A 23,091-nucleotide genomic window follows, 5' to 3' on the forward strand; every position below is an offset into this window, starting at 1 on the left:
ATTTTTTATTGTTAACTTTATGGCTCCCAAACGATAGAGTCATGAAAAAAAACACGAATAAACCTACATTGATTCCAAAAATGTACTGCAATCTTTTTGGGCATGATTATCAAGTAACTAAAAAAGTAACTTACCACGTTAAAGAATATACTTGTAGGCATTGCAAAAAAGAATTAACTACAAATAGTAATGGAAATCTAATTGAGCTTACACCTAAGTTTAGAGAAATAAATGCTATTCTAGAACGCATATACGCGTCAAGGATGCAACGTTTAAAGGAGAAAACATTCGCTTCGTCGATTTATTAACTGCTTATTAACAATTACTCGCTGGTTTTTAATACTTTAACAGTCTCTCTGAAAATAATTAATAAGTATAGTAACATGAAAAACATTCATTGCAAGGTGTTTGGGCATGATTATAAAGTAACACGACACGTTACATATCATGTAAAAGAATACACCTGTAAAAACTGCAGAAGAGAGCTTACTACCAGTGGAAATGGTGATTTAATTGAACTCACACCAAAGTTTAAAGAAATTAATGACGTTTTAGAACGCATACACTACAAGCGTATTTTAAGAACGAACAAACACCATTCTAATGTACAGGTTCTAAACAAGTCGAAATTACGTATTGCTTAGAGGCTGTTTTGGCATATTTCAAAACAATCTTTTAGTCATTAAAATTTTTCCAACCTTGTGCTTTTATTGGAATTCTAGAATCTCCTCTAGTTACTAAATGCATGCCTTCATTTACCGCTTTCATATAACCGATAACAGTTAAATTTGGATTTGCCTTTATTTTAAGAAAATCGTTTTGTGAAACAGTGAATAAAAGCTCATAATCTTCACCTCCATTTAAAGCCACCGTTGTACTATCAATATTAAACTCTTCGCAAGTAGATATTACTTGTGGGTCTAATGGGATTTTTTCTTCGTATAAATCGCAGCCAACTTCACTTTGTTTGCATAAATGTATAATTTCAGAAGATAACCCATCGCTAATATCAATCATAGCAGTTGGCTTAATGTCCAAATCATTCAATAATTTGATAATATCTTTACGCGCTTCTGGTTTTAATTGGCGTTCAATAATATACGAATATTGCTCTAAATCTGGTTGGCTATTAGGGTTTACTTTATACACTTCTTTTTCGCGTTCAAGTACTTGCAAGCCCATATATGCTGCGCCTAAATCGCCAGAAACAACTAGCAGGTCATTTGGTTTGGCGCCATTTCTATATACTTCATTGTTTGTTTCAATTTCACCAATAGCAGTAACAGAAATCAATAAGCCTGTATTAGAAGATGTGGTATCTCCGCCAATAACATCAATATTATAAATGGACGCCGCAGTTTCAATACCAGCATACAAATCTTCTAAAGCTTCTAACGGAAATCGGTTAGAAACCGCAATAGAAACCGTTATCTGAGTCGCTTTAGCGTTCATGGCATAAACATCCGATAAATTTACAATAACCGCTTTGTAGCCTAAATGTTTAAGCGGCATGTAGCTTAAATCAAAATGCACGCCCTCAATAAGCAAGTCTGTAGTAACAACTATTTTTTTGTTATCAAAATTCAATACGGCAGCATCATCACCAATGCCTTTTATAGTTGACGATTGTTTAATTTTGAAACTCTTGGTTAAATGCTCTATTAGTTTAAATTCTCCTAAATCACTTAGCTGAGTTCGTTGTTGGTTTTTATCTTCTATCATGGTGCAAAAATAAGAAGCTAATTTTTATTAGACCTTATTCTTTTAGAGAAATAAGTTTTTGATCAATGCCCGTTTTAGCATTTAAATGGATAACACACTCAGTAAATTAACTATATTATATTAACTTTGAATAAACAAAATAGCTAAATAAGAATTCGTTTTAATATAGTGCTATGATATTAAAACAATATGCCTAACCTCGAAAAAGATTAATTAAAAACCCATCCTTTATGACTTGTCTTAATAAAAGTATAATCCTTAAATTTTTTATTTTAGGATGTTTTGTTATTCAATCCTGTAGTAGTATTGATTCAGCTGACTCAGATAGTGATGGCATTGCAGATAGCTCAGATAATTGTCCAACTTTTGCAAACCCAAATCAAGAAGATGAAGATAATGACGGTATAGGGGATGTTTGTGATATAGATGGAGATAATGATGGTGTTTTAGATAGCTTAGACAACTGCCCTACGCAAGCAAATCCAAATCAAGAAGATAATGATAATGATGGTGTTGGTGATATTTGCGACGACGACGACGATAATGATGGTGTTTTAGATACAAATGATAACTGTCCGCTAACGATAAATCCTAATCAGGCAGACGACGATAATGATGGTTTAGGTGATATTTGTGATGGTGATTATGACGATATAACAACACCTCTTGCTGTTTGTAATAATGGTTTTGCAAATAATTTTCCTTGTAGCGATTATGATTTAATGGCGCAAATTCCATTAAGTACATTCGGAGCTTCGGCAGGAAATGATTCTTGGGGATGGGTAGACCCAACAACTGGTAAAGAATATGCTATCATGTGTCTTAATAATGGCGTTACTTTTATTGATATTACAGATACTTCCAGCCCTATATATTTAGGAAAACTACCTACTGCTAGTATAAATAGCCCTTGGCGCGATGTTAAAGTGTATAATAATTATGCTTTTATAGTTGCTGATAGAGCAACAACGCATGGTATACAGATATTTGATTTAACCCGCTTACGAAATGTAACAAATACGCCTGAAACGTTTACAGCAGACGCACGTTATACTGGTTTTGGAAGTGCACATAATATTGTTATTAACGAAGCTACAGGTTATGCTTATGCAGTAGGCACGAGCAGAACGGGAACATTTGCCGGTGGGCCTTTATTTATTAATATACAAAATCCTTTAAGCTCAATTGATTCAGGTGGGTTTACTGGTTACGCTCATGATGCTCAAGCAGTAACATACAAGGGGCCTGACGTAGATCATATTGGAAAAGAGATTTTAATAGGAAGCAATGAAACAGAGATAGTCATTGTTGATGTAACAGATAAAGCAAATCCAATAGAGCTATCTACAATCAGTTATAATAATGTGGGCTATACGCATCAAGGTTGGTTTACCGAAGATATGAAATATTTCATCTTAGGTGATGAACTAGATGAGGTAAATATAGGCACCAATACGAGAACTATTATTTTTGATTTTACCGATTTAGATAGCCCAAAATATCACATGGATTATCTAGGGGCTTCAGGTGCCATAGATCATAATGGATACGTTAAGGGGGATTCGTATTTTCAAGCAAGTTATACCGCGGGCATGAGGATACTTGATATTTCAAATATTGCAGGTAAGAGCATAAGTGAAATTGGCTTTTTCGACACCTATCCTGATAACAATGGCACCAGCTTTAACGGCGCATGGACTGTTTATCCTTATTTTCCAAGTGGAAATATTATTATAAGCGATATTAATAGAGGGTTATTTGTTGTTAGAAAAAGTGGAACATAACTTAGAATTATGTACGACTACTTTAAAAAATATATATTTGCCCTAAGTATCATGTTTACTGTTTTGCTGGGGTTTAATTGCTCTAAAAACGATGATGGCTCAAAAATCCCAACGGATTCTTCAGTAGCAATCGATTTTATAAAAACTCTAGGCGGAACAAAAAATGAAAGTGCAAAAGCCATTGCCAAAACTTCCGATGGTGGTTATGCTATTTTAGGTCACGCACAAAGTATGGATGGTGATGTATCCAACAAAACCAATGAATTTTTTGATTACTGGCTACTTAAGTTTGACAAAAACAGCATGCTTCAATGGCAAAAAACATATGGTGGAACGGATGATGATAGAGGGAGCGATATCATTCAGACGTCCGATGGCGGTTACGCCATTATAGGATCCAGTAAAAGTAATGATGGTGATGTAACCGAAAATGCTGGAGCTAATGATTTTTGGGTGTCAAAACTAAATGATTCTGGAGCTATATTGTGGCAAAAATCTTTTGGGTTTTTGGGAGCTGATAATGGTGTTTCCTTAATTGAAACGAATGATAACGGTTACCTTCTTGCCGGTGTTCTAGATGTTTCTGCATCAAATGGCGAAGGCAACAGTAAATCTTCTTCGGTAAAACATGCTGGAGGCGATTATTGGGTTGTTAAAATTAACGCTTTAGGTGAGAAACAATGGAGTAAATTTTATGGTGGCACGTTTACAGACACACCTTATGATGTTATTCAAACGGAAGATAACGGTTATATTATTATAGGGTCATCAGATAGTGATGATGTTGATGTTAAAGGAAGTAAAGGCGCATACGATTTCTGGGTGGTTAAAATATCTGAAACAGGAAATTTACTTTGGGAAAAATCTTTTGGAGGTTCACAAATTGATGAGGCTCATGCTATTTCAAAATCAAGCGATGGCAATTATATAATTGTTGGAGATACTAGAAGTAAAGATTTAGATGTTTCAAACAATAAGGGTGCTGCCGATCTGTGGACTATTAAAATAGCGCCTTCAGGCGAGCTTATTTGGGAGAAAACCTATGGAGGCAGTAGTTTTGATGTTGGGCGTTCTATTTCAAAAACTCAAGATGGTAGTTTTATCATTTCTGGAAGTTCACGAAGTGCTGATGGGGACTTATCAAAAAATAATGGTCAGAATGATGCATGGGTTTTAAAAATTGATACCAATGGTAATTTAAAATGGCAAAAAACAATTGGCGGTTCAGGTATCGATTTTGCCTATGATGCTGTCGAACTAGATGATAAAACAATAGTTGTTGTTGGAGAATCTAACAGCTCAAATTTGGATGTTCCAGAAAACAAAGGCTTTACAGATTTATTGGTGTTCAAAATAAAATAGCTAGCAAAAATGAAAAGAATAACCCCCTTTTTTCTAATTTCTTTAATTGCAATATTGTCCTGTAGTGAAGATAATGACGATAAAGTTTCACAAGCTAATGTTGCTTTTAATTTTAGTCATAATTGGGATGGGACATCTGTTGGAAATGCAGATTTTAACATTATAAAATTCACTAACACCAATGGCGAACAACTCAGTATTTCTAAATTAAGGTATCTCATTTCAAACATAACATTCAAAAAATCAACAGGAGAAATATTTGTGATTTCCGGATACTATTTAGTGGATGTTACCAACAATACCAATCTATCGTTTGCTCCAAATATAACAATCCCACTGGGGGCTTACAGTAAGGTGTCCTTTGCTTTCGGTTTTAACAACGATGATAATTATAATGGAAATTATGCTGATTTGAATTCTGCTTCCTGGATTGTTCCTGAAATGCTCGGTGGGGGGTATCATTTCATGCAATTGGAAGGTAAATTTATAGACAACACAACTGCCGAAATAGGGTATGCCTATCATGCTATTAGAGCTGTGGATAACTCTAAAACACCCCAAGAATTTCAAGATACTTTTTTTGAGGTAAATTTAGGTGCAATTACCATTGCAAATAGTACGGCTTTTAAGATTGAAATGAATATTGCCGAATGGTTTAAAAACCCAAATACTTGGGATTTGAATGTTTTGAACAATACGCTGATGCCTAATTTTAACGCCCAAGTGATGATGTTCGAAAACGGGCAAAATGTATTTAGTTTAGAATCTGTTAATCAATAATTTATTTTGAAAAAATGGTCTTTATATATCGTTATACTTTCACTTTACTTTTCTTGCACAAATGAAAGTGTAGATAAATATGTTGCTACGCCTAGTCCGATTAGAATCCCGAAATTATTTAAAGACAATATCCTTCCGCCAGTAATTCCTATAGATAATCCACAAACCGTTGAAGGGATTGCATTAGGAAAGAAATTATTTTTCGACCCCATTTTGTCAGCAGATAACTCTCAATCTTGTGCTGATTGTCATGCTCCAGAAAACGCATTTACAGATTCAGACAGATTTAGCGATGGTATTGATGGTATTTTAGGCACTCGAAACTCCATGCCGCTTTTTAATTTAGCATGGAATTATGATGAAAAATTCTTTTGGGACGGCAATACGTTTAGTCTAGAGCATCAGGCTTTTGTTCCTGTTTCCGACCCTATTGAAATGAATAGTTCTTGGGTTGATGTTGAGCAAAAACTACAACAGCACGCAGAATATCCGGTTTTATTTGAACAAGCTTTCGGAACTTCAAAAATAGATTCGACTTTAGTCACAAAAGCTATTGCACAATTTGAACGTACTTTAATTTCTTCAAACTCAAAATTTGATAAGTTCCTTTTAGGTGACATTGAATTAACACCGCAAGAATTAAATGGATTTAATATATTTATGGATGAAGCTAAAGGCGATTGTTTTCATTGTCATGGTAGTGATAAAAACCCGTTATGGACAGACAATATTTTTCATAACAATGGTTTAGACGAAATATTTGCAGATTTAGGTTTAGGCGCAGTTACTGGCGACCCTGCCGATAATGGGAAGTTTAAATCACCATCACTCAGAAATATAGAGTTTACAGCACCTTACATGCATGATGGTAGATTTGCAACTTTAGAAGACGTTATAAATCATTATAGCGAAGGCTTAAAAACCTCTGCGACCATAGATCCTTTAATGAAGAAGGTTGCTCAAGGTGGTGTTGGTTTATCAGATAGAGATAAGGCAGATTTAAAGCTATTTTTATTATCGCTATCAGATTATGAGTTTATAAATAGTTTTAATTAAAACGAGTAATCCTACGCAAAACAATGTATTTCATCGAAAAAAATATAAATTTCGTCTAACTTTTTATAATTTTATTTAAATTGACTACTTGAAACTATTCATGTATGAATAAAAGAATAACATCCAATATTTTTTGTTCCACGTATGGACATAATTATTTTCGCTTGAGTCATGCAAATGCTAATACTCCAGAGCTAATATGTAAATGTTGCAAGAGTTATTTTAAATTCGAAAATGATGGTGCAATAACTTCTGTTTCCCAAAAAGAAAACGAAAAATTCTCCTCGCTTCTCTACAGAAAAAGGATAGCTTAAATTTTAAAAGCAATCTTTAAAGGAGCACTTTATAAACCAATAAGAAAAACCTATAAAACTATATGCTAATATAATGTTAGGTTATGTGGTAATCCATGACTTATATTGTATATTTGCACTCTATTTAGAAACTGTCTTAATAAAAATAAGCATTAATTCATAACTAAATCTAATAAAAAATTAATATGATAAAAGTCTCTGAAACAGCAAAGAAAAAAGTGGTTGAGCTTATGACCGATGATGGTTATAGTGCCTCAACAGACTATGTTCGTGTTGGTGTAAAAAGTGGCGGTTGCTCTGGATTATCTTATGATTTAAAATTTGATAAAGAGCATCAAGAAGATGATAAGGTTTTTGAAGATAATGGTGTAAAAATCATAGTTGACAAAAAAAGCTTCTTATACCTAATAGGAACTACTTTAGAATATTCAGGAGGTTTAAACGGAACAGGTTTTGTGTTTAATAATCCAAACGCTAATCGTACTTGCGGTTGTGGCGAATCATTTTCACTTTAAAATTTAGAAAGCATTATGTCGAAATATACCGAGGATGATTTACGCGAAGAGCTGAAGACTAAAGAATACGAATACGGTTTTTATACTGATATAGAATCAGATACATTTCCTAATGGTTTAAATGAAGATATTGTTCGAGCAATTTCTAAAAGGAAGGAAGAACCAGAATGGATGACTGAATGGCGTTTGGAAGCCTTTAAAGTTTGGGAAGAAATGACCGAGCCAGAATGGGCAAACGTACATTACAAAAAGCCAGATTTTCAAGGTATTTCTTATTACTCTGCACCAAATAGCAAACCTAAATACGATAGTTTAGATGAGGTAGATCCTGAGCTTTTAGCAACGTTTGCTAAACTCGGTATCTCAATCGATGAACAAAAAAAATTAGCTAATGTAGCTATGGATGTTGTGGTAGATTCTGTTTCTGTAGCCACCACATTCAAGAAAACTTTAGGTGAAAAGGGTATAATATTTATGAGTATTTCGGAAGCTATCAAAGAGCATCCAGAACTTGTAAAAAAATATTTAGGGACCATTGTTCCTCAAAAAGACAACTTCTATGCCGCTTTAAACTCGGCCGTATTTAGTGATGGGTCTTTCTGTTATATTCCAAAAGGGGTGCGTTGTCCAATGGAATTATCTACATATTTTAGAATTAATCAGGCAGGAACCGGTCAGTTCGAAAGAACCTTAGTAATTGCTGATGAAGGCAGTTACGTGAGTTACTTAGAAGGTTGTACGGCTCCAAGTCGTGATGAAAACCAATTACACGCTGCCGTTGTAGAACTTATTGCTTTAGATGATGCCGAAATAAAATATTCAACAGTACAAAACTGGTATCCAGGAAATGCAGAAGGTAAAGGTGGTGTTTACAATTTTGTAACAAAACGTGGTTTATGTGAAAAAAACGCAAAAATCTCTTGGACTCAGGTTGAAACTGGCTCTGCTGTAACTTGGAAATACCCAAGTTGTATATTAAAAGGCGATAATTCTGTTGGTGAGTTTTACTCCATCGCAGTAACAAATAATTATCAGCAAGCGGATACAGGTACTAAGATGATTCACTTAGGTAAAAACACCAAATCGACTATTATTTCAAAAGGAATTTCCGCTGGGAAATCTCAAAATAGTTACCGTGGTTTAGTTCAAATAAACTCAAGAGCAGAAAATGCACGTAACTTTTCGCAATGCGATAGTTTGTTAATGGGCAATGAATGTGGCGCACATACATTTCCTTATATAGAAGCAAAAAATAAATCGGCAAAAATAGAACACGAAGCGACTACAAGTAAAATAGGCGAAGACCAAATTTTTTATTGTAATCAACGAGGGATAGATACTGAAAAAGCCATCGCATTAATTGTAAATGGTTTTAGCAAAGAGGTATTAAATAAGCTCCCTATGGAGTTTGCTGTCGAGGCTCAAAAATTATTGGAAATAAGTTTGGAAGGAAGCGTAGGGTGATTTTTTTGTCATTACTGCAAGAGCAGGAGTTTCATTAATTGAATCGAAAATATTAATAAAAATGAAGAAAGTATTAATTCTATTAGTATGTATTTCAGCATTTGTAAGTTGTAAAAATGATACTAAATCAAATCAAAAAGAAGAAACAACTATTTCAGATGATTCTGAAAAAACAGCAAAACAAAGTGATGGACTCACGTTGCTAAAAGGTGAGTTTGTTTATTATGGTGACGCTGCAGTATTACAAACACATGCTGAAATTTATGGTGTTTTAGTCACAGATAAAATGCTTGAATTGAATAAGCTTGCTGAAAAATATAAAACGGAGCCTACGGATATGGTTCAAGTTGAAATACGAGGAAAAATTACAAACCAAAAAGACGACAAAATTCTTTGGGAAAATAAAGTTGAAATTGTTGAAATACTAAATGTTCAATCAGCATCCAAAGAAGATAACAACGTAGTGAAACTAGGAAATTAATTGTATGTTAAAAATAGATGATTTACACGCAAGTGTTGAAGATAAAGCCATTTTAAGGGGCATTAATTTAGAAGTGAAACCAGGAGAAGTGCATGCTATTATGGGGCCTAACGGTTCTGGAAAAAGCACATTGGCTTCTGTTATTGCTGGAAAAGAAGAGTACGAAGTTACCAAGGGTAGCATTGTCTTTGAAGGTGAAGATATTGATGAATTGGCTGCTGAAGAGCGTGCCCATAAAGGGGTGTTTTTATCATTTCAATATCCTGTTGAAATCCCTGGGGTTTCTGTTACCAACTTCATTAAAACCGCTATTAACGAAACTCGCAAAGCTAAAGGCTTAGATGATATGCCTGCTAAAGATATGCTTAAACTCATTCGTGAGAAATCTGAGTTATTAGAGATTGATAGAAAATTTTTATCACGTTCATTAAACGAAGGGTTTTCTGGTGGTGAAAAAAAACGAAACGAGATTTTCCAAATGGCCATGCTTGAGCCAAAATTGGCTATACTTGATGAAACGGATTCAGGTTTGGATATTGACGCACTGCGTATTGTAGCCAATGGTGTTAACAAACTTAAAAGTAAGGATAATGCTGTAGTCGTAATTACACATTACCAACGTTTGTTAGACTATATTGTTCCTGACTTTGTTCATGTTCTTTACAATGGTCGTATTGTAAAATCTGGAGGAAAAGAACTAGCTCATGAGCTTGAAGAAAAAGGATACGATTGGATTAAAGAAGAAGTGAACGCGTAAAATAGTCGCAGTATTCAGTCGCAGTTTGCAGTACGCAACTAAGGACTAATAACTAACGACTAACAACTGAACAACATGGATTTAAAAGACAAATTATTATCATCCTTTCTAGTGTTTGAAAATCAAGCAGATGTAGATACTTATGTACACGATGTTAGGAACGATGCTATAAAAATATTTGAAGAAAAGGGGTTTCCTTCTAAAAAAGAGGAAGCTTGGAAATATACGTCGTTAAATAAAATCTTAAAAGAAGATTATAGTGTGTTCCCTAAACAGGAAAACGCCCTAGAATATAGAGATGTAAAAAAATATTTTATCCACGATATAGATACGTATAAAATTGTGTTTATCGATGGAAAATATTCATCACACTTATCCCAAACAACACATGACGGGTTGGATGTCTGTTTAATGTCTGCAGCATTATCAAAACCAAAATACCGTTTAATTATTGAAAATTATTTCAATAAAGCCGCTACAAAAGACAGTTTGCCGTCTTTAAATACGGCATTTTCAAATGAGGGAGCTTACATTCAAATTCCAAAGAATAAACTAGTACAGAAACCGATTCAAATTATTCATTTATCAACTGGAAATGAATCGGCTACAATGTTACAGCCACGTAATTTAATTGTAGTTGGGGAGAATTCTCATGTGCAAATTATAGAGCGTCACCAAAGTTTAACGGATAATCCAGTTTTAACCAATAGCGTTACCGAAATTTTTGCAAATAAACGTGCTATTATAGATTATTATAAAGTTCAGAATGATAATTCTAATGCGTCGTTAATAGACAATACGTTCATCAAACAAAAACGAGAAAGCGTTGCCTCAGTGCATACTTTTGCATTTGGTGGTAAGCTAATTCGCAACAATTTAAACTTTTATCAAGAAGGCGAACGTATAGATTCTATTTTAAAAGGTGTGACTATTATTGGCGACAAACAACATGTAGACCACAACACGTTAGTACATCATATTGAGCCAAATTGTGAAAGTCATCAAGATTATAAAGGCATTTTTGGCGAGAATTCAACAGGTGTTTTTAACGGAAAGATAATTGTCGAAAAAGAGGCTCAAAAAACCAATGCGTTTCAAGCCAATAACAATATTTTAATAAGCGATAAAGCTACAATAAATACCAAACCGCAATTAGAAATTTTTGCTGATGATGTAAAGTGTTCACATGGTTGTACTATTGGGCAACTAGATGAAAGTGCTTTGTTTTATATGCAATCGCGTGGTATTCCAGAAAAAGAAGCCAAGGCACTTTTAATGTATGCATTTAGTAATAACGTGTTAAGTTCGGTTAAAATTCCAGAAATTAAACAACGAATCACTAAAATTATCGCAAACAAATTAGGGGTTAATATTGGGTTTGATTTATAGATTTGTCATTCCCTTGAAGAAGGGAATCTCATGATGATAACTAAAATTATTAATTATTAGAAGCTAATCCCGCTTTCGGCAGTCGCTCTCTTTGAGGAGCTCCAACAAATGCCTCAATCGGGGCTAAACATCCAGCTATGTTCAACGTAGAAGACATTAGAAAAGACTTTCCCATTCTTTTTCGTAAAGTAAATGGTAAACCCTTAGTGTATTTTGATAATGCAGCAACATCTCAAACCCCACAACAGGTTATTGATGCTATTGTAGACTATTACTCAAATTACAACGCCAATATTCATCGTGGTGTACATACGTTAAGTCAAGAAGCTACCGATTTATACGAACAAGCCCGATATAAAATACAAGCACATTTTAATGCCAAGTTTTCTCATGAAATCATTTTTACCTCAGGAGCAACTCACAGTATTAATTTAGTGGCAAACGGTTTTTCATCACTATTAAAAAAAGGCGATGAGATTATTGTGTCTGCTTTAGAACACCATAGTAATATTGTGCCATGGCAAATGTTATGTGAGCGTATAGGGGCAACTTTAAAAGTCATTCCAATGAATCAAGAAGGGGAGTTGGTCATGTCTGAGTTCGATGAGTTGCTGTCTGAAAACACCAAATTAGTATTTGTAAATCATATATCAAACGCTTTAGGTACCATCAACCCTATAGAATATATTATTGAAGAAGCACACAAAATTGGCGCAGCAGTTTTAATTGACGGTGCACAATCAACGCCACATATAAAACCAGATGTTCAAAAACTTGATGTCGATTTTTACGTTGCTTCCGCTCATAAAATGTGTGGGCCAACAGGCGTTGGTATGCTTTATGGTAAAGAGGAATGGTTGAAAAAATTACCGCCATATCAAGGTGGTGGCGAAATGATTGCCGAAGTCACATTCGAAAAAACTACTTATGCCGATTTGCCTCATAAATTTGAAGCGGGTACCCCAAATATTTGTGGCGGTATTGCTTTTGGAACGGCCATAGATTATATGAATCGTGTAGGTTTTGAAAACATAGCTAAATATGAGCATGAATTATTAGAATATGCTACAGAAAAACTTTTAGAAATAGATAGTTTGAAAATCTACGGAACTTCCAAAAATAAAACTTCGGTTATTTCTTTTAATTTGGAAGGTATTCATCCTTATGATGTGGGTACTATTTTAGACAAATTAGGTATTGCTGTTCGTACTGGTCACCACTGTGCTCAACCTATTATGGATTACTTTAAAATTCCAGGAACGGTAAGGGCCTCTTTTGCGTTTTATAATACTAAGCAAGAAATAGATATTTTGATGGCTGGTGTTAAAAAGGCAAAACTGATGCTTTCTTAAATCAGTTTGAAACACTTCTAAAACAAAATATCTACTGTCCATTATATTTAGATTGTGCATTTTATCTAGGAATTCATGTCTTCGCACGATTAGTATTAATCTTTTCTTAAAAAAACCTATCTTTAATAGATTCTAACTTTCTAATTAATAGCACATGAAAAAATTAATACTGGCATTTGCTGCCCTATCTTTTATTTTAACATCGTGTAGCAATAATGAAAATGACATTACTTCGGAGCAATCCAAGATTGATATGAGTGATTTTTATGTTTACACTAATGCCGATGTAGATGAAACCTCTAAACTGACAGCAACAAAAAGCCCTATAAAGTCTTGTTATACCATGGTTAATCTTAACCGGTTATTAAAGGAAAACCCTGGTCTTGAAAAAAAAATGTATGATATTGAATATTTTACAAGACAGTTTATTGCAGGTAAAAAACCAACTGGAACACCAGGTGGAGGTCCAGGCGGTGGCACAACAGATCCGATAGTTGACACGGATGGTGATGGTACACCAGACTCTTCCGATTTATGCCCTAACGAAATTGGCCCTTCTTATAATTCTGGGTGTCCAGACAATATTAATGATTATACTTTAACTATTCCTCTTGTAATCAACATTATAGAAAAGTCTCCTGGTCAAGTAACAGATGCACAGATAGATTCGCAAATAGCTATATTAAATATAGACTTTGATAATAGAAATCTTAATAAACCTGATGATCTCAAAATATTTACCGGTGTGGATGCGGATTTTGATATTAAATTCACCAAACATATTGTAAATAGGGTCTCTTCAAAGAAAAAAAATTGGGGAACGAGAGACGCTATGAAATTTTCCAGTCAAGGTGGTATTGATGCTACTGACACATCAACTTATTTGAATATTTGGGTTTGTGAAATTGGTCGTGGCATATTAGGTTATGCGCAATTTCCTGGTGGTCCAGAGGTGACAGATGGTGTCGTTATTGGTCCCGATTATTTTGGAGAAACAGGTGGCAATTATGGGCATGGAAGAACGGTCACACACGAAATTGGACATTGGTTAAACCTAAGACATATATGGGGAGATGGTGGGTGCTCTGACGATGATTTTGTGTCGGATACACCATCATCGGATGGACCAAATTATGGCTGTCCTGCTTATCCTACTGTTAATTGCAACTCAACCGATATGACCATGAATTATATGGATTATGTTTACGATGATTGTATGTACATGTTTACTAATGGCCAAAAAGACAGAGCAAGTGCTTTATTTGCCATTGGTGGTTATAGGTACAGCTTTGTAGACTAAACCGATAATTGTTTGTAAACTATTTAAAAGACACCAACTTTGGTGTCTTTTTTGTATATTATTTTTTCAAATTTTAAAATAATATTCATGAAGCTTTTAATACTATTGCTCACGGTGTTTGTTCTACAATCTTGTAAATGTCAAAATGAAACATCAACTATGAGTGGTGATTCTGAACAAGAAAAACAAACTGAAATACTCTATGGTAGCTATACAATTTCATCAATAGAAACTAACAGAAATCTTCCTGGTAATTTAAGCATAACATTTGGTCAAAACACGAATAAAGTATCAGGTTTTAGTGGGTGTAATCGGTTTTTTGGAACCTATACAATTGAAAAAAACTCGATATTCATTAGCAATTTAGCAACTACAAAAATGTATTGTGAAAATGTTATGGATGTTGAACAATACTTACTAAAAGCTTTATCTAATGTTAACATGTTTTTGGTAAAAAACAATCAAATAAATTTAAATAATGGTGATGCTATTTTAATTGAAGCTTCAAAAGATTCAATTTATAGCATACAACCAGAAAATAATTATCTTATTGAATATTCTGTTTCATCAAGAGGCTTTTACAAACAAATTACAATAAACAAAAAAAGCATTACAATCTTAGAACAAAGAGCAGGCACGCCAGAAGCTAAGGGTTTAGGGGAACAGAACTGGAAAACCCTTATAAAAGCCATTAGTTCTATAAATATTAAAACCATCCCTAAGCTTGAAGCTCCAAGTAAAGCATTTCAATATGATGGCGCAGCTATTGCACGATTAAAAATAACTGATAATGGTAAAACTTATCAAACTCAACCTTTTGACCATGGAAACCCACCAAAAGAAATAGCAAATCTTGTTAAAGAAATACTATCAATTTCAGAAAACATTGAATAGCAACATTTGATGTTGTATTTTTACATAAAATTTTTAAGAATGAGTATTGAAGACATTCAAAACGAAATAATAGACGAATTCTCAATGTTTGAAGACTGGGAAGAACGTTACCAATATATGATTGATTTAGGGAAAGATTTACCCTTAATTGACGACCAATACAAAACAGATAGCAACATTATAAAAGGTTGCCAAAGTAAAGTTTGGGTACATGCCGAAATGAATGACGATAAAATAAGCTTTACCGCAGATAGTGATGCCATAATCACTAAAGGTATTATTGCTATATTAATACGTGTATTTTCTAATCAGCATCCAAAAGACATCATTAATGCAGATACTGATTTTATTGATAAAATTGGACTTAAAGAGCATTTGTCACCAACACGAGCTAACGGACTGGTAAGTATGGTGAAGCAATTAAAAATGTATGCTATTGCATACCAAACACAATTGAATTAAAATGAGCGATACAACAATAGATACTGCCGAATTAGGCGAAAAAATAGTAAACGTACTTAAATCGATTTACGATCCAGAAATACCTGTGGATATATACGAATTAGGATTAATTTATGATGTATTTGTAAACGAAGATTATGATGTAAAAATCTTAATGACCCTTACAACTCCAAACTGCCCGGTTGCAGAAACGTTGCCTTTAGAAGTTGAAGAAAAAGTAAAATCGCTTAATGCTGTAAAAAGTGCGGAAGTTGAAATTACGTTTGATCCACCTTGGACACAAGAATTAATGAGTGAAGAGGCAAAGTTGGAATTGGGTATGCTTTAATTAGCTTACAGTAAACGCAACTTAATAACATAGCTTTTTGAAAGACGACATCATAAATCGCGTAGCGAATAGTAAATTAATAACCATTGACCTTGAGGATTATTATCCAAAAGGAACACGTGTGCTTTTTGATATCAAAGATTGGCTTTTTGAAGGTTTTGTGCTTCGTGAAAAAGACTTTAGAAATCAAATAGCAGCGTTCGATTGGAGTCAATATCAAGACTACTACATCGCACTAACTTGTAGTAGTGATGCTATTATTCCTGGTTGGGCTTATATGCTATTAAGTATTCAACTAGAAACCTATGCCAAAAAAATTGTTATTGGCACGCTTGATAATCTAGAGACTTCAATTTACCAAGACATTATAAATAACCTTGATGTTTCGGACTTCAAAGATAAACCCATTATTATAAAAGGGTGTTCCAACAAACCTGTGCCTCAAAATGCTTATATCATGCTTTCTAATAAGCTTAAACCTATTGTAAAATCCATTATGTATGGTGAGGCTTGCTCTTCTGTGCCGCTTTATAAAAACAAATAATCTTGTTATTTTTAATGTGACCTTATTATAAAAAAGGGTCTAATTGACAATCGCTTTAATAGTTAGAGTGGTTTTATTGAACTTAAAATTAACTTATATTTGCACGCATTTTAATACAAATACAAAATGAAAAAAACATTACTACTATTAGCATTATTTATCGGATTGATTTCGGTTAATGCGCAAACTAAAGAAGAGTTACAAGCTCAGAAATCCGAAAAACAAGCTGAAGCAGATGCAGCGCAAGCTGAAGCAGATGCACTACAAGCTAAAATTGATGCTCTTCCAGGATGGAAAAAAGGAGCTTTTGGTACTATTGGTGGTAGCTTATCTAACTTTAGCAACTGGTACTCTCAAGACAAGCCTAATAATGCTTCTGGGAATATTGGGTTAACTGTAAATGCTTTTGCTAATTTAATTCAGGAGAAATTCTTTTGGAGAAACGCTTTAACCACAAACTTAAACTGGGTAAAACTAGATGATAAAGATAATGGTACAGATGCTGATGATGGTTTTAGCCCAACTACGGATGTCTTTAATGTTTCATCTTTATACGGTAGAAATATTGCTAAAACAATAGCCGTTTCTGGATTAATGGAATACAGAACAACATTATTAGACAACTTTAATGATCCTGGATATTTAGATTTAGGGATTGGTGCTACTTGGACACCTATTGAAAATTTAATTGTAGTGGTGCACCCATTAAACTACAACTTTGTTTTTGCTGATAACGATGCCGTATTTGATTCATCTTTAGGGGCTAAAATAGTTGCAGATTATACAAGACAAATTGGAGCTATAAACTTTAAAACAAACTTCTCTACATTCCAAAGTTATAAAAGTGGAGACTTATCAAACTTTACGTGGACCAATTCATTTGGCTATACCTTATGGAAAATGATTGGTGTTGGCTTTGATTTTGGTTTAAGGAGCAACAAACAGGAGGCTTTAAACTATGCTTTAGCGCAAACTCCAGCTACAGCAACTTCGTTTGATGATGTTGATAATGATTTGCAAACCTATTATACATTTGGATTGAGTTATAAATTCTAATTTAAACCAATATTATAAAAAAAAATGTGCTTCTTTTTTTGGAAGCACATTTTTTTTTATTAGAAATTGAACCGTTCTACTACGTTCAACCACTAGCTATTTATTTGAGTTCGTCTCTGAAAGCGAGTGATAAAAGCTTTATTTTCCTTTATTAGCCTTTTCAATATATTTTTGTAATGCCATGGTCATCGAAGGTGTTTCAGGTGTTGGTGCAGCAATATCTACACGTAAGCCCTTTTCTTCAACGGCTTTAATGGTTGTATTTCCAAAAACAGCAATTCGCGTTTCGTTTTGTTTAAAATCCGGAAAGTTTTGAAATAAAGATTCTATTCCAGAAGGACTGAAAAACACCAAGACATCATACGATACATTTGCTAAATCAGATAAATCGCTAACCACCGTTTTGTAAAATGTAGCTTGTTTCCAATTTACACCTAAAGCGTCCAAAGTTTCAGGAACGGCAGGCTTTACTTTATCGGTATTTGGTAACAGGAATTTTTCGTCTTTATATTTCTTTATTAATGGCGAAAGCTCAGCAAACGTACGTTTTCCAACATAAATTTTACGCTTTCTGTACACGACATATTTTTGAAGATAATAGGCCACAGCTTCAGACTGACAAAAATATTTCATAGAGTCTGGAACTTTAAAACGCATTTCTTCAGCAATTCTAAAAAAGTGATCCACAGCATTTCTACTTGTTAAAATAATAGCCGTGTAATTATTTAGATCAATTTTTTGATGTCTAATTTCTTTAGCAGAAACACCTTCAACATGAATAAAAGGTCTGAAATCTATTTTTACGCGTTGTTTCTCCTGTAAATCGAAGTAAGGCGAGTTTTCAATTTTAGGTTCTGGCTGAGATACTAAAATGGTTTTCACTTTCATAAGCGCAAGTAGTTTGTTGTTATTTGGTAACAAACACCTTATATAAAATAATATAGGGTGCGATTTCAAGAGCGCAAAGATACAAAATAAAATAAAATAAGTTGTTTTTTATTAAACTTTGGTGAGTTTTAAATGAACTATTTAGACCGATTATATTTACAATTATCAATAAAATAATCATGCCATAAATTATTGGTAATGTGGGCTGAAAACTAAACAGCAATAAGGCATTTATTGGCAATAACAAAATGCCTAAAAAATTTTTATAACTTGTTTTTTGAAAGAGGTATTGGTCTATAATCTTGTCAATTTCAAAAAGGCTTCCAATTAAGCGCTCAAAAAGCACTTTTATAAGGATGAAAACACCAATTCCAAAAGCTAATTTAAACATAGTATTCATTGTAGTTTGATTAGATTCGGTTATGTGCCGATAAATAATAAAGCAGAATACCGTTAAGGAAAGAATTAAATTGCTGAACAACAAACCATCAAACCTGTCGAAAAATTTCTGGTCTTTAGAATAAATTTTAAGGTATCTAGTGTTTCCTAAAACAATTATAAAATCATCAAAACGCTTAGGGGCTGTTAATTTAGCAATAGCTACAATGACTAAGCCAATGATAATTAAGATAGTGAATATTTCGTTTGAAATGATGTTACGAAGCATGGCATAAAATTATTATAATTTTTAATATAGGGCTATATTATTAAGAAATATTTAAAATAAATAAACGCTTATTAATGTACATTTGCTAAAAACTATTAAGAAGTTTTATTTATAGGAAATATGCAGGAAACAGTTGTAATTATTCCAACATATAATGAAATAGAAAACATTGAAGCTATTATTAGAGCCGTGTTTTCCGAGTCAGATGCTATTCATATTCTTGTTGTAGATGATAATTCACCGGATTTAACGGCTTTAAAAGTAAAAGAACTTCAGAATGATTTTCCTAATCGATTGTTTTTAGAAGTACGACAAGAAAAATCTGGTTTAGGCACAGCATATATTCATGGGTTTAAATGGAGTTTAGAAAAAAAATACAATTACATTTTTGAAATGGATGCCGATTTTTCACATAATCCAAAAGATTTGATCAAACTGTACAATGCATGCCATATTGGTGGTGCAGATATGGCAATAGGCTCAAGGTATAAAACGGGTGTTAATGTGGTTAATTGGCCAATGGCAAGGGTATTGATGTCTTATGGCGCTTCAAAATATGTGCGTTTAATAACGGGGATGAAAATTCATGATACCACTGCTGGTTTTGTTTGTTATAAAAGGAAAGTGTTAGAATCTATAGATTTAAATGCTGTTAAATTTATAGGTTACGCATTTCAAATTGAAATGAAGTTTAAAACCTATTTAAAGAAATTTAAAATTGTTGAGGTCCCTGTTATATTTACTGATAGAACCCGAGGTGAATCTAAATTGAATACAGGGATTATTTCTGAGGCTATTTTTGGAGTCATTTCTATGAAGTTCAAGAGTTTATTTAAAAAGTAGAAAGTTATATGAAGAAAACAACACTTATAAAAAACGCGAAAATAGTAAATGAAGGAACTGTTTTTAGCGGAGATATATTAATTGAAGGCGAATATATAAAAGAAATAGGAGCTTCCATAAGTGCAAAATCTGCCGATGTTTTGGTTTTTGATGCTGAAGGGAAATATTTGCTACCAGGAGCTATTGATGACCAAGTGCATTTTAGGGAACCTGGGTTAACGGATAAGGCAAATATTGAAACCGAATCTAAGGCGGCTATTGCTGGCGGAATTACGTCGTTTATCGAAATGCCAAATACCAATCCGCAAACAACCACGATAGAAAAGTTAGAAGAAAAATTTGAGATTGCTGCAAAAACGTCATCGGCCAATTATTCATTTATGTTTGGCGGAACTAATGATAATTTAGATGAGATTTTAAAATTAGATGTCAATCAAGTTGCTGGCTTAAAATTGTTTTTGGGGTCTTCAACAGGTAATATGTTGGTAGATGATCCTAAGGTTTTAGAGAAAATTTTCGAAAGCACCAATATGCTGATTTCGGTACACTGTGAAGATGAGGGTACCATAAAAGAAAACTTTAAAAAACATTATGAAGAGTTTGGGGATGATATCCCCGTTAAATATCATCCAATTATACGAAGTGAGGAAGCTTGCTATTTGTCATCTTCAAAAGCCATTGAATTAGCCAAAAAAACAGGTGCGAGATTGCATGTTTTTCATCTGTCAACGGGAAAGGAAACAAATTTATTTACAAATAAAATCCCTTTAAAAGATAAAAAAATTACAGCTGAAGTGTGTGTACATCATTTATGGTTTTCCGATGAAGATTATGATAAAAAAGGCACATTTATAAAATGGAATCCTGCAGTAAAAACAAAAGCAGATAGAGCTCAATTATGGGAAGCTTTATTAGATGATAGAATTGATGTTATTGCTACAGACCATGCGCCACATACTTTAGAAGAGAAGAAAAACGTTTATACTAGTGCGCCTTCAGGAGGGCCGTTAGTGCAACACGCTTTGCCTGCTATGCTGGAAATGTATCATAAAGGAAAGATATCTCTAGAAAAAGTAGTTGAAAAAATGTGCCATAATCCAGCTATATTATTTCAGGTTGAAAGACGCGGATATATCAAAGAAGGCTATTTTGCCGATTTAGTTTTGGTGGATTTGAATAACCCGTGGACTGTAAATAAAGATAATATTCTGTATAAATGTGGATGGTCGCCTTTTGAGGGCACAACCTTTAAGTCTAGAATTACCCATACTTTTTTAAATGGTAATTTAGTGTATCAAAATGCTAAGTTCAATAATGTGAAATCAGCCAAACGATTAACTTTTAATAGATGATTTTAAAAAGATTCATAATTTGTTTAGGTGTTATTTTAATGGCCACTGCTTGCAATAGGGTAAAGGCTCCAGAAAAACCTAAGAATTTAATTTCGAAGGATAAAATGGTGGATATTTTAATCGACTCTAAAATTATAGCTTCTGCAAATTCTGATAATAAAAAAATAATGAAAGATAATGGTGTTAATTTGGATGCTTATGTATTTGAAAAACATAATATTGATAGTTTACAGTTTGCTTTAAGTAATAATTATTATGCATTCCATATAAAAGATTACGAAGCGATTTATGAAAAAGTTAACGATAGTTTAGAGGGTCTTAAAGTAAAGTTTAAGGATTTAGAAGCTAAAGAATGGAAAGAACAGACAAAGCGGGAAGAAGATTCGCTTAAATCTATTAAAAAAGTAAAAGACACTTTAAAAACAGTAACAATAAAAGATTCTATTAATTTAATTGAAATAGAAGATGCTCTAAAAGATATAGGAATAGATGATTCTTTAACTGAAAGATTATTAGAAAAGAAGATTGAACAAAAGAAAGGTTTGATTAAACCTATTTCAGATAAAGAGTTCCAATAGCATCAATAGTTTTATCAACAGCTTTGAATTTGTAATTTAAAGCTGTTTTTATTTTATCACTATTATGATTGGTTTCAGTAACTAATGATTTTGCCAAGTGTTTAGTTATTTGGCGTCTTTTACCTGTTAATTTGTGTTTTAACCAATCTAATTTCCAAACTAAATTTAATAACCAAGGACCTGCTAATTTTTTTGGAGGTATCACATCTACAGATTTTGCCAAAGCCTGTAAAAAATCTTTATAGCTCCAATCTTCAGCAACTAATACAAAACGTTCATTTGTAATAGGGCTATTCATTAATTCAATCATAATAGATACCACATCGTCAACAGCGATAAGAGCAACCGTTCCAGAAGTGTAATATTTTAAACCCTTGTGTGCTTTTTGAAATAAACTTCCTGAACCATAACGCCAAATACCAGCACCTAAAATAACTCCAGGATTTACAATTACGACATCTAAACCTTCTTGTGTAGCACGCCAAACTTCCATTTCGGCGCCATACTTTGTTATAGCATAAGCATTATTGTCTTCTTCAGGATTCCAGTTTGTATCTTCAGTAATGGACTTGTTATTTAGCTCATGTCCTAATGTGGCGATAGAACTCACGTAGCAAAGTTTTTCAACAGTATTAGAAAGACATAGATTTACAATATTAGCAGTGCCTTCAATATTTGTTCGTCGTAAAAGCTGGTATTTATCAGGCTCAAAAGACACAAAAGCAGCACAATGGTAAATACGAGAAATACCGGTGAAAGCTTCAGAAAGGGCAGGGATATCTAAAATATCTGCTTGAATCCATTCCACAGCATTAAAAAGAGATTCATAATCATCGGTATAACAAGAAAACACGTTTTTTACGTTGCTCAGTTTACGTTCGTTCCTGTAAATAGCTTTTACTTTTTCATGGCTATTTACAAGCTTAAAAAGTAAATGTGCGCCTACTAAACCCGTGCCTCCTGTTACTAAAATCATACAACGAAAGTAATGAATATTTAAAATAATTAGAAGGAAAAAAATAGTTTTCAGTCACAGTATTCAGTTAGCAGTAAACAGTCAAAACATCAGTGTTAGTATTAAGTCTCAGTATTCAGTAATAACTATGCGTCTTTAGGTGAAAAATTAATTTCGTTTCAACTTTGCTATCCGTCATTTGTCATCGGTCTTCCGTCTTTTATCCAAAGAATTACACAGAAACCATA

25 protein-coding genes are annotated in these 23,091 nt (G+C 33.4%); 21 read left to right on the plus strand and 4 right to left on the minus strand.

The window, feature by feature from the left end:
• Positions 1-41: 41 nt before the first annotated feature.
• Entirely contained in the window at positions 42-308 is a 267-nt protein-coding gene (locus ABD935_RS08690; RefSeq protein ID WP_345191493.1) for a hypothetical protein, read from the plus strand.
• Between the two features lie 75 nt (positions 309-383).
• The gene (locus ABD935_RS08695) at positions 384-644 is read left to right on the plus strand and encodes a hypothetical protein (RefSeq protein ID WP_345191494.1); all 261 of its coding nucleotides are present in this window, start codon (positions 384-386) and stop codon (positions 642-644) included.
• 31 nt (positions 645-675) lie between these two features.
• Here the strand turns inward: ABD935_RS08695 and thiL are convergent, their stop codons facing one another.
• Complete coding sequence (thiL, locus tag ABD935_RS08700; RefSeq protein ID WP_345191496.1) at positions 676-1,722, minus strand: thiamine-phosphate kinase; 1,047 nt, start codon at positions 1,720-1,722, stop codon at positions 676-678.
• Positions 1,723-1,952: 230 nt separating this feature from the next.
• Here thiL and ABD935_RS08705 point away from each other — a divergent pair, with 230 nt between their 5' ends.
• The 16 genes from ABD935_RS08705 (at position 1,953) to ABD935_RS08780 (ending at position 17,560) form a co-directional block, all read left to right on the plus strand.
• The gene (locus tag ABD935_RS08705; RefSeq protein ID WP_345191497.1) at positions 1,953-3,506 is read left to right on the plus strand and encodes a choice-of-anchor B family protein; all 1,554 of its coding nucleotides are present in this window, start codon (positions 1,953-1,955) and stop codon (positions 3,504-3,506) included.
• 9 nt (positions 3,507-3,515) lie between these two features.
• The gene (locus ABD935_RS08710) at positions 3,516-4,868 is read left to right on the plus strand and encodes a hypothetical protein (RefSeq protein ID WP_345191498.1); all 1,353 of its coding nucleotides are present in this window, start codon (positions 3,516-3,518) and stop codon (positions 4,866-4,868) included.
• Positions 4,869-4,877: 9 nt separating this feature from the next.
• On the plus strand, positions 4,878-5,648 hold the full coding sequence (locus ABD935_RS08715) for an MbnP family protein (RefSeq protein ID WP_345191500.1): 771 nt from the start codon (positions 4,878-4,880) through the stop codon (positions 5,646-5,648).
• A 6-nt stretch (positions 5,649-5,654) separates the two neighbouring features.
• On the plus strand, positions 5,655-6,704 hold the full coding sequence (locus tag ABD935_RS08720) for a cytochrome-c peroxidase (RefSeq protein WP_345191502.1): 1,050 nt from the start codon (positions 5,655-5,657) through the stop codon (positions 6,702-6,704).
• Between the two features lie 499 nt (positions 6,705-7,203).
• Positions 7,204-7,533 carry a HesB/IscA family protein gene (locus tag ABD935_RS08725; RefSeq protein WP_345191503.1) on the plus strand — a complete coding sequence of 110 codons (330 nt, stop codon included), beginning with the start codon at positions 7,204-7,206 and terminating at the stop codon, positions 7,531-7,533.
• Positions 7,534-7,548: 15 nt separating this feature from the next.
• Positions 7,549-8,997, plus strand: coding sequence for a Fe-S cluster assembly protein SufB (sufB, locus tag ABD935_RS08730; protein ID WP_345191505.1), 1,449 nt, complete (start codon positions 7,549-7,551; stop codon positions 8,995-8,997).
• 61 nt (positions 8,998-9,058) lie between these two features.
• Entirely contained in the window at positions 9,059-9,478 is a 420-nt protein-coding gene (locus ABD935_RS08735) for a hypothetical protein (RefSeq protein ID WP_345191506.1), read from the plus strand.
• A gap of 4 nt (positions 9,479-9,482) precedes the next feature.
• Entirely contained in the window at positions 9,483-10,235 is a 753-nt protein-coding gene (gene sufC / locus ABD935_RS08740) for a Fe-S cluster assembly ATPase SufC (protein ID WP_345191509.1), read from the plus strand.
• A gap of 75 nt (positions 10,236-10,310) precedes the next feature.
• Positions 10,311-11,624: a Fe-S cluster assembly protein SufD gene (gene sufD / locus ABD935_RS08745; protein WP_345191510.1), complete on the plus strand. Its 1,314-nt coding sequence runs from the start codon at positions 10,311-10,313 to the stop codon at positions 11,622-11,624.
• A gap of 137 nt (positions 11,625-11,761) precedes the next feature.
• Positions 11,762-12,976 (plus strand): aminotransferase class V-fold PLP-dependent enzyme, encoded by a 1,215-nt coding sequence (locus tag ABD935_RS08750; protein WP_345191512.1) that lies wholly within the window; start codon positions 11,762-11,764, stop codon positions 12,974-12,976.
• 154 nt (positions 12,977-13,130) lie between these two features.
• Entirely contained in the window at positions 13,131-14,276 is a 1,146-nt protein-coding gene (locus tag ABD935_RS08755; RefSeq protein WP_345191513.1) for a zinc metalloprotease, read from the plus strand.
• Between the two features lie 87 nt (positions 14,277-14,363).
• Positions 14,364-15,170 carry an META domain-containing protein gene (locus tag ABD935_RS08760; RefSeq protein ID WP_345191515.1) on the plus strand — a complete coding sequence of 269 codons (807 nt, stop codon included), beginning with the start codon at positions 14,364-14,366 and terminating at the stop codon, positions 15,168-15,170.
• Positions 15,171-15,209: 39 nt separating this feature from the next.
• Positions 15,210-15,632 (plus strand): SufE family protein, encoded by a 423-nt coding sequence (locus tag ABD935_RS08765; protein WP_345191516.1) that lies wholly within the window; start codon positions 15,210-15,212, stop codon positions 15,630-15,632.
• A 1-nt stretch (position 15,633) separates the two neighbouring features.
• Positions 15,634-15,960 carry an SUF system Fe-S cluster assembly protein gene (locus ABD935_RS08770; protein ID WP_345191517.1) on the plus strand — a complete coding sequence of 109 codons (327 nt, stop codon included), beginning with the start codon at positions 15,634-15,636 and terminating at the stop codon, positions 15,958-15,960.
• 37 nt (positions 15,961-15,997) lie between these two features.
• Positions 15,998-16,504 carry a DUF2480 family protein gene (locus ABD935_RS08775; RefSeq protein WP_345191518.1) on the plus strand — a complete coding sequence of 169 codons (507 nt, stop codon included), beginning with the start codon at positions 15,998-16,000 and terminating at the stop codon, positions 16,502-16,504.
• A gap of 126 nt (positions 16,505-16,630) precedes the next feature.
• Complete coding sequence (locus tag ABD935_RS08780; protein ID WP_345191519.1) at positions 16,631-17,560, plus strand: DUF3078 domain-containing protein; 930 nt, start codon at positions 16,631-16,633, stop codon at positions 17,558-17,560.
• Between the two features lie 138 nt (positions 17,561-17,698).
• Here ABD935_RS08780 and ABD935_RS08785 read toward each other — a convergent pair whose 3' ends face one another.
• Positions 17,699-18,448, minus strand: coding sequence for a uroporphyrinogen-III synthase (locus tag ABD935_RS08785; protein ID WP_345191520.1), 750 nt, complete (start codon positions 18,446-18,448; stop codon positions 17,699-17,701).
• A gap of 19 nt (positions 18,449-18,467) precedes the next feature.
• A complete protein-coding gene (locus ABD935_RS08790) occupies positions 18,468-19,115 on the minus strand; it encodes a DUF4271 domain-containing protein (protein WP_345191521.1) in 648 nt (215 codons plus the stop codon).
• Positions 19,116-19,235: 120 nt separating this feature from the next.
• On the opposite strand from ABD935_RS08790, the gene ABD935_RS08795 reads away from it, so the two are divergent.
• Genes ABD935_RS08795 through ABD935_RS08805 form a run of 3 tightly spaced genes read left to right on the plus strand, consistent with a single transcriptional unit; the run spans position 19,236 to position 21,888 of the window.
• A complete protein-coding gene (locus ABD935_RS08795) occupies positions 19,236-19,958 on the plus strand; it encodes a polyprenol monophosphomannose synthase (protein ID WP_345191522.1) in 723 nt (240 codons plus the stop codon).
• A gap of 8 nt (positions 19,959-19,966) precedes the next feature.
• The gene (locus ABD935_RS08800; RefSeq protein ID WP_345191523.1) at positions 19,967-21,310 is read left to right on the plus strand and encodes a dihydroorotase; all 1,344 of its coding nucleotides are present in this window, start codon (positions 19,967-19,969) and stop codon (positions 21,308-21,310) included.
• Positions 21,307-21,888 carry a DUF4296 domain-containing protein gene (locus ABD935_RS08805; protein WP_345191524.1) on the plus strand — a complete coding sequence of 194 codons (582 nt, stop codon included), beginning with the start codon at positions 21,307-21,309 and terminating at the stop codon, positions 21,886-21,888. The genes ABD935_RS08800 and ABD935_RS08805 overlap by 4 nt, the downstream gene beginning before the upstream one ends.
• Here ABD935_RS08805 and ABD935_RS08810 read toward each other — a convergent pair.
• On the minus strand, positions 21,863-22,864 hold the full coding sequence (locus tag ABD935_RS08810; RefSeq protein ID WP_345191525.1) for an NAD-dependent epimerase/dehydratase family protein: 1,002 nt from the start codon (positions 22,862-22,864) through the stop codon (positions 21,863-21,865). The two genes, ABD935_RS08805 and ABD935_RS08810, sit on opposite strands and share 26 nt — an antisense overlap.
• Positions 22,865-23,091: the final 227 nt, after the last annotated feature.

It is taken from the genome of Algibacter agarivorans (genome assembly GCF_039543245.1).
GTDB lineage: Bacteria > Bacteroidota > Bacteroidia > Flavobacteriales > Flavobacteriaceae > Algibacter_G > Algibacter_G agarivorans.

Coding starts and splice junctions, on each gene's coding strand:
- ABD935_RS08785 (WP_345191520.1), bottom strand. CDS start 18,448: ATGAAAGTGAAAACCATTTTAGTATCTCAGCCAGAACCTAAAATTGAA.
- ABD935_RS08755 (WP_345191513.1), top strand. CDS start 13,131: ATGAAAAAATTAATACTGGCATTTGCTGCCCTATCTTTTATTTTAACA.
- ABD935_RS08770 (WP_345191517.1), top strand. CDS start 15,634: ATGAGCGATACAACAATAGATACTGCCGAATTAGGCGAAAAAATAGTA.
- sufD (WP_345191510.1), top strand. CDS start 10,311: ATGGATTTAAAAGACAAATTATTATCATCCTTTCTAGTGTTTGAAAAT.
- ABD935_RS08750 (WP_345191512.1), top strand. CDS start 11,762: ATGTTCAACGTAGAAGACATTAGAAAAGACTTTCCCATTCTTTTTCGT.
- ABD935_RS08695 (WP_345191494.1), top strand. CDS start 384: ATGAAAAACATTCATTGCAAGGTGTTTGGGCATGATTATAAAGTAACA.
- ABD935_RS08725 (WP_345191503.1), top strand. CDS start 7,204: ATGATAAAAGTCTCTGAAACAGCAAAGAAAAAAGTGGTTGAGCTTATG.
- ABD935_RS08765 (WP_345191516.1), top strand. CDS start 15,210: ATGAGTATTGAAGACATTCAAAACGAAATAATAGACGAATTCTCAATG.
- ABD935_RS08705 (WP_345191497.1), top strand. CDS start 1,953: ATGACTTGTCTTAATAAAAGTATAATCCTTAAATTTTTTATTTTAGGA.
- ABD935_RS08790 (WP_345191521.1), bottom strand. CDS start 19,115: ATGCTTCGTAACATCATTTCAAACGAAATATTCACTATCTTAATTATC.
- ABD935_RS08795 (WP_345191522.1), top strand. CDS start 19,236: ATGCAGGAAACAGTTGTAATTATTCCAACATATAATGAAATAGAAAAC.
- thiL (WP_345191496.1), bottom strand. CDS start 1,722: ATGATAGAAGATAAAAACCAACAACGAACTCAGCTAAGTGATTTAGGA.
- ABD935_RS08710 (WP_345191498.1), top strand. CDS start 3,516: ATGTACGACTACTTTAAAAAATATATATTTGCCCTAAGTATCATGTTT.
- ABD935_RS08735 (WP_345191506.1), top strand. CDS start 9,059: ATGAAGAAAGTATTAATTCTATTAGTATGTATTTCAGCATTTGTAAGT.
- ABD935_RS08810 (WP_345191525.1), bottom strand. CDS start 22,864: ATGATTTTAGTAACAGGAGGCACGGGTTTAGTAGGCGCACATTTACTT.
- ABD935_RS08780 (WP_345191519.1), top strand. CDS start 16,631: ATGAAAAAAACATTACTACTATTAGCATTATTTATCGGATTGATTTCG.
- ABD935_RS08805 (WP_345191524.1), top strand. CDS start 21,307: ATGATTTTAAAAAGATTCATAATTTGTTTAGGTGTTATTTTAATGGCC.
- sufC (WP_345191509.1), top strand. CDS start 9,483: ATGTTAAAAATAGATGATTTACACGCAAGTGTTGAAGATAAAGCCATT.
- ABD935_RS08760 (WP_345191515.1), top strand. CDS start 14,364: ATGAAGCTTTTAATACTATTGCTCACGGTGTTTGTTCTACAATCTTGT.
- ABD935_RS08690 (WP_345191493.1), top strand. CDS start 42: ATGAAAAAAAACACGAATAAACCTACATTGATTCCAAAAATGTACTGC.
- ABD935_RS08715 (WP_345191500.1), top strand. CDS start 4,878: ATGAAAAGAATAACCCCCTTTTTTCTAATTTCTTTAATTGCAATATTG.
- sufB (WP_345191505.1), top strand. CDS start 7,549: ATGTCGAAATATACCGAGGATGATTTACGCGAAGAGCTGAAGACTAAA.
- ABD935_RS08800 (WP_345191523.1), top strand. CDS start 19,967: ATGAAGAAAACAACACTTATAAAAAACGCGAAAATAGTAAATGAAGGA.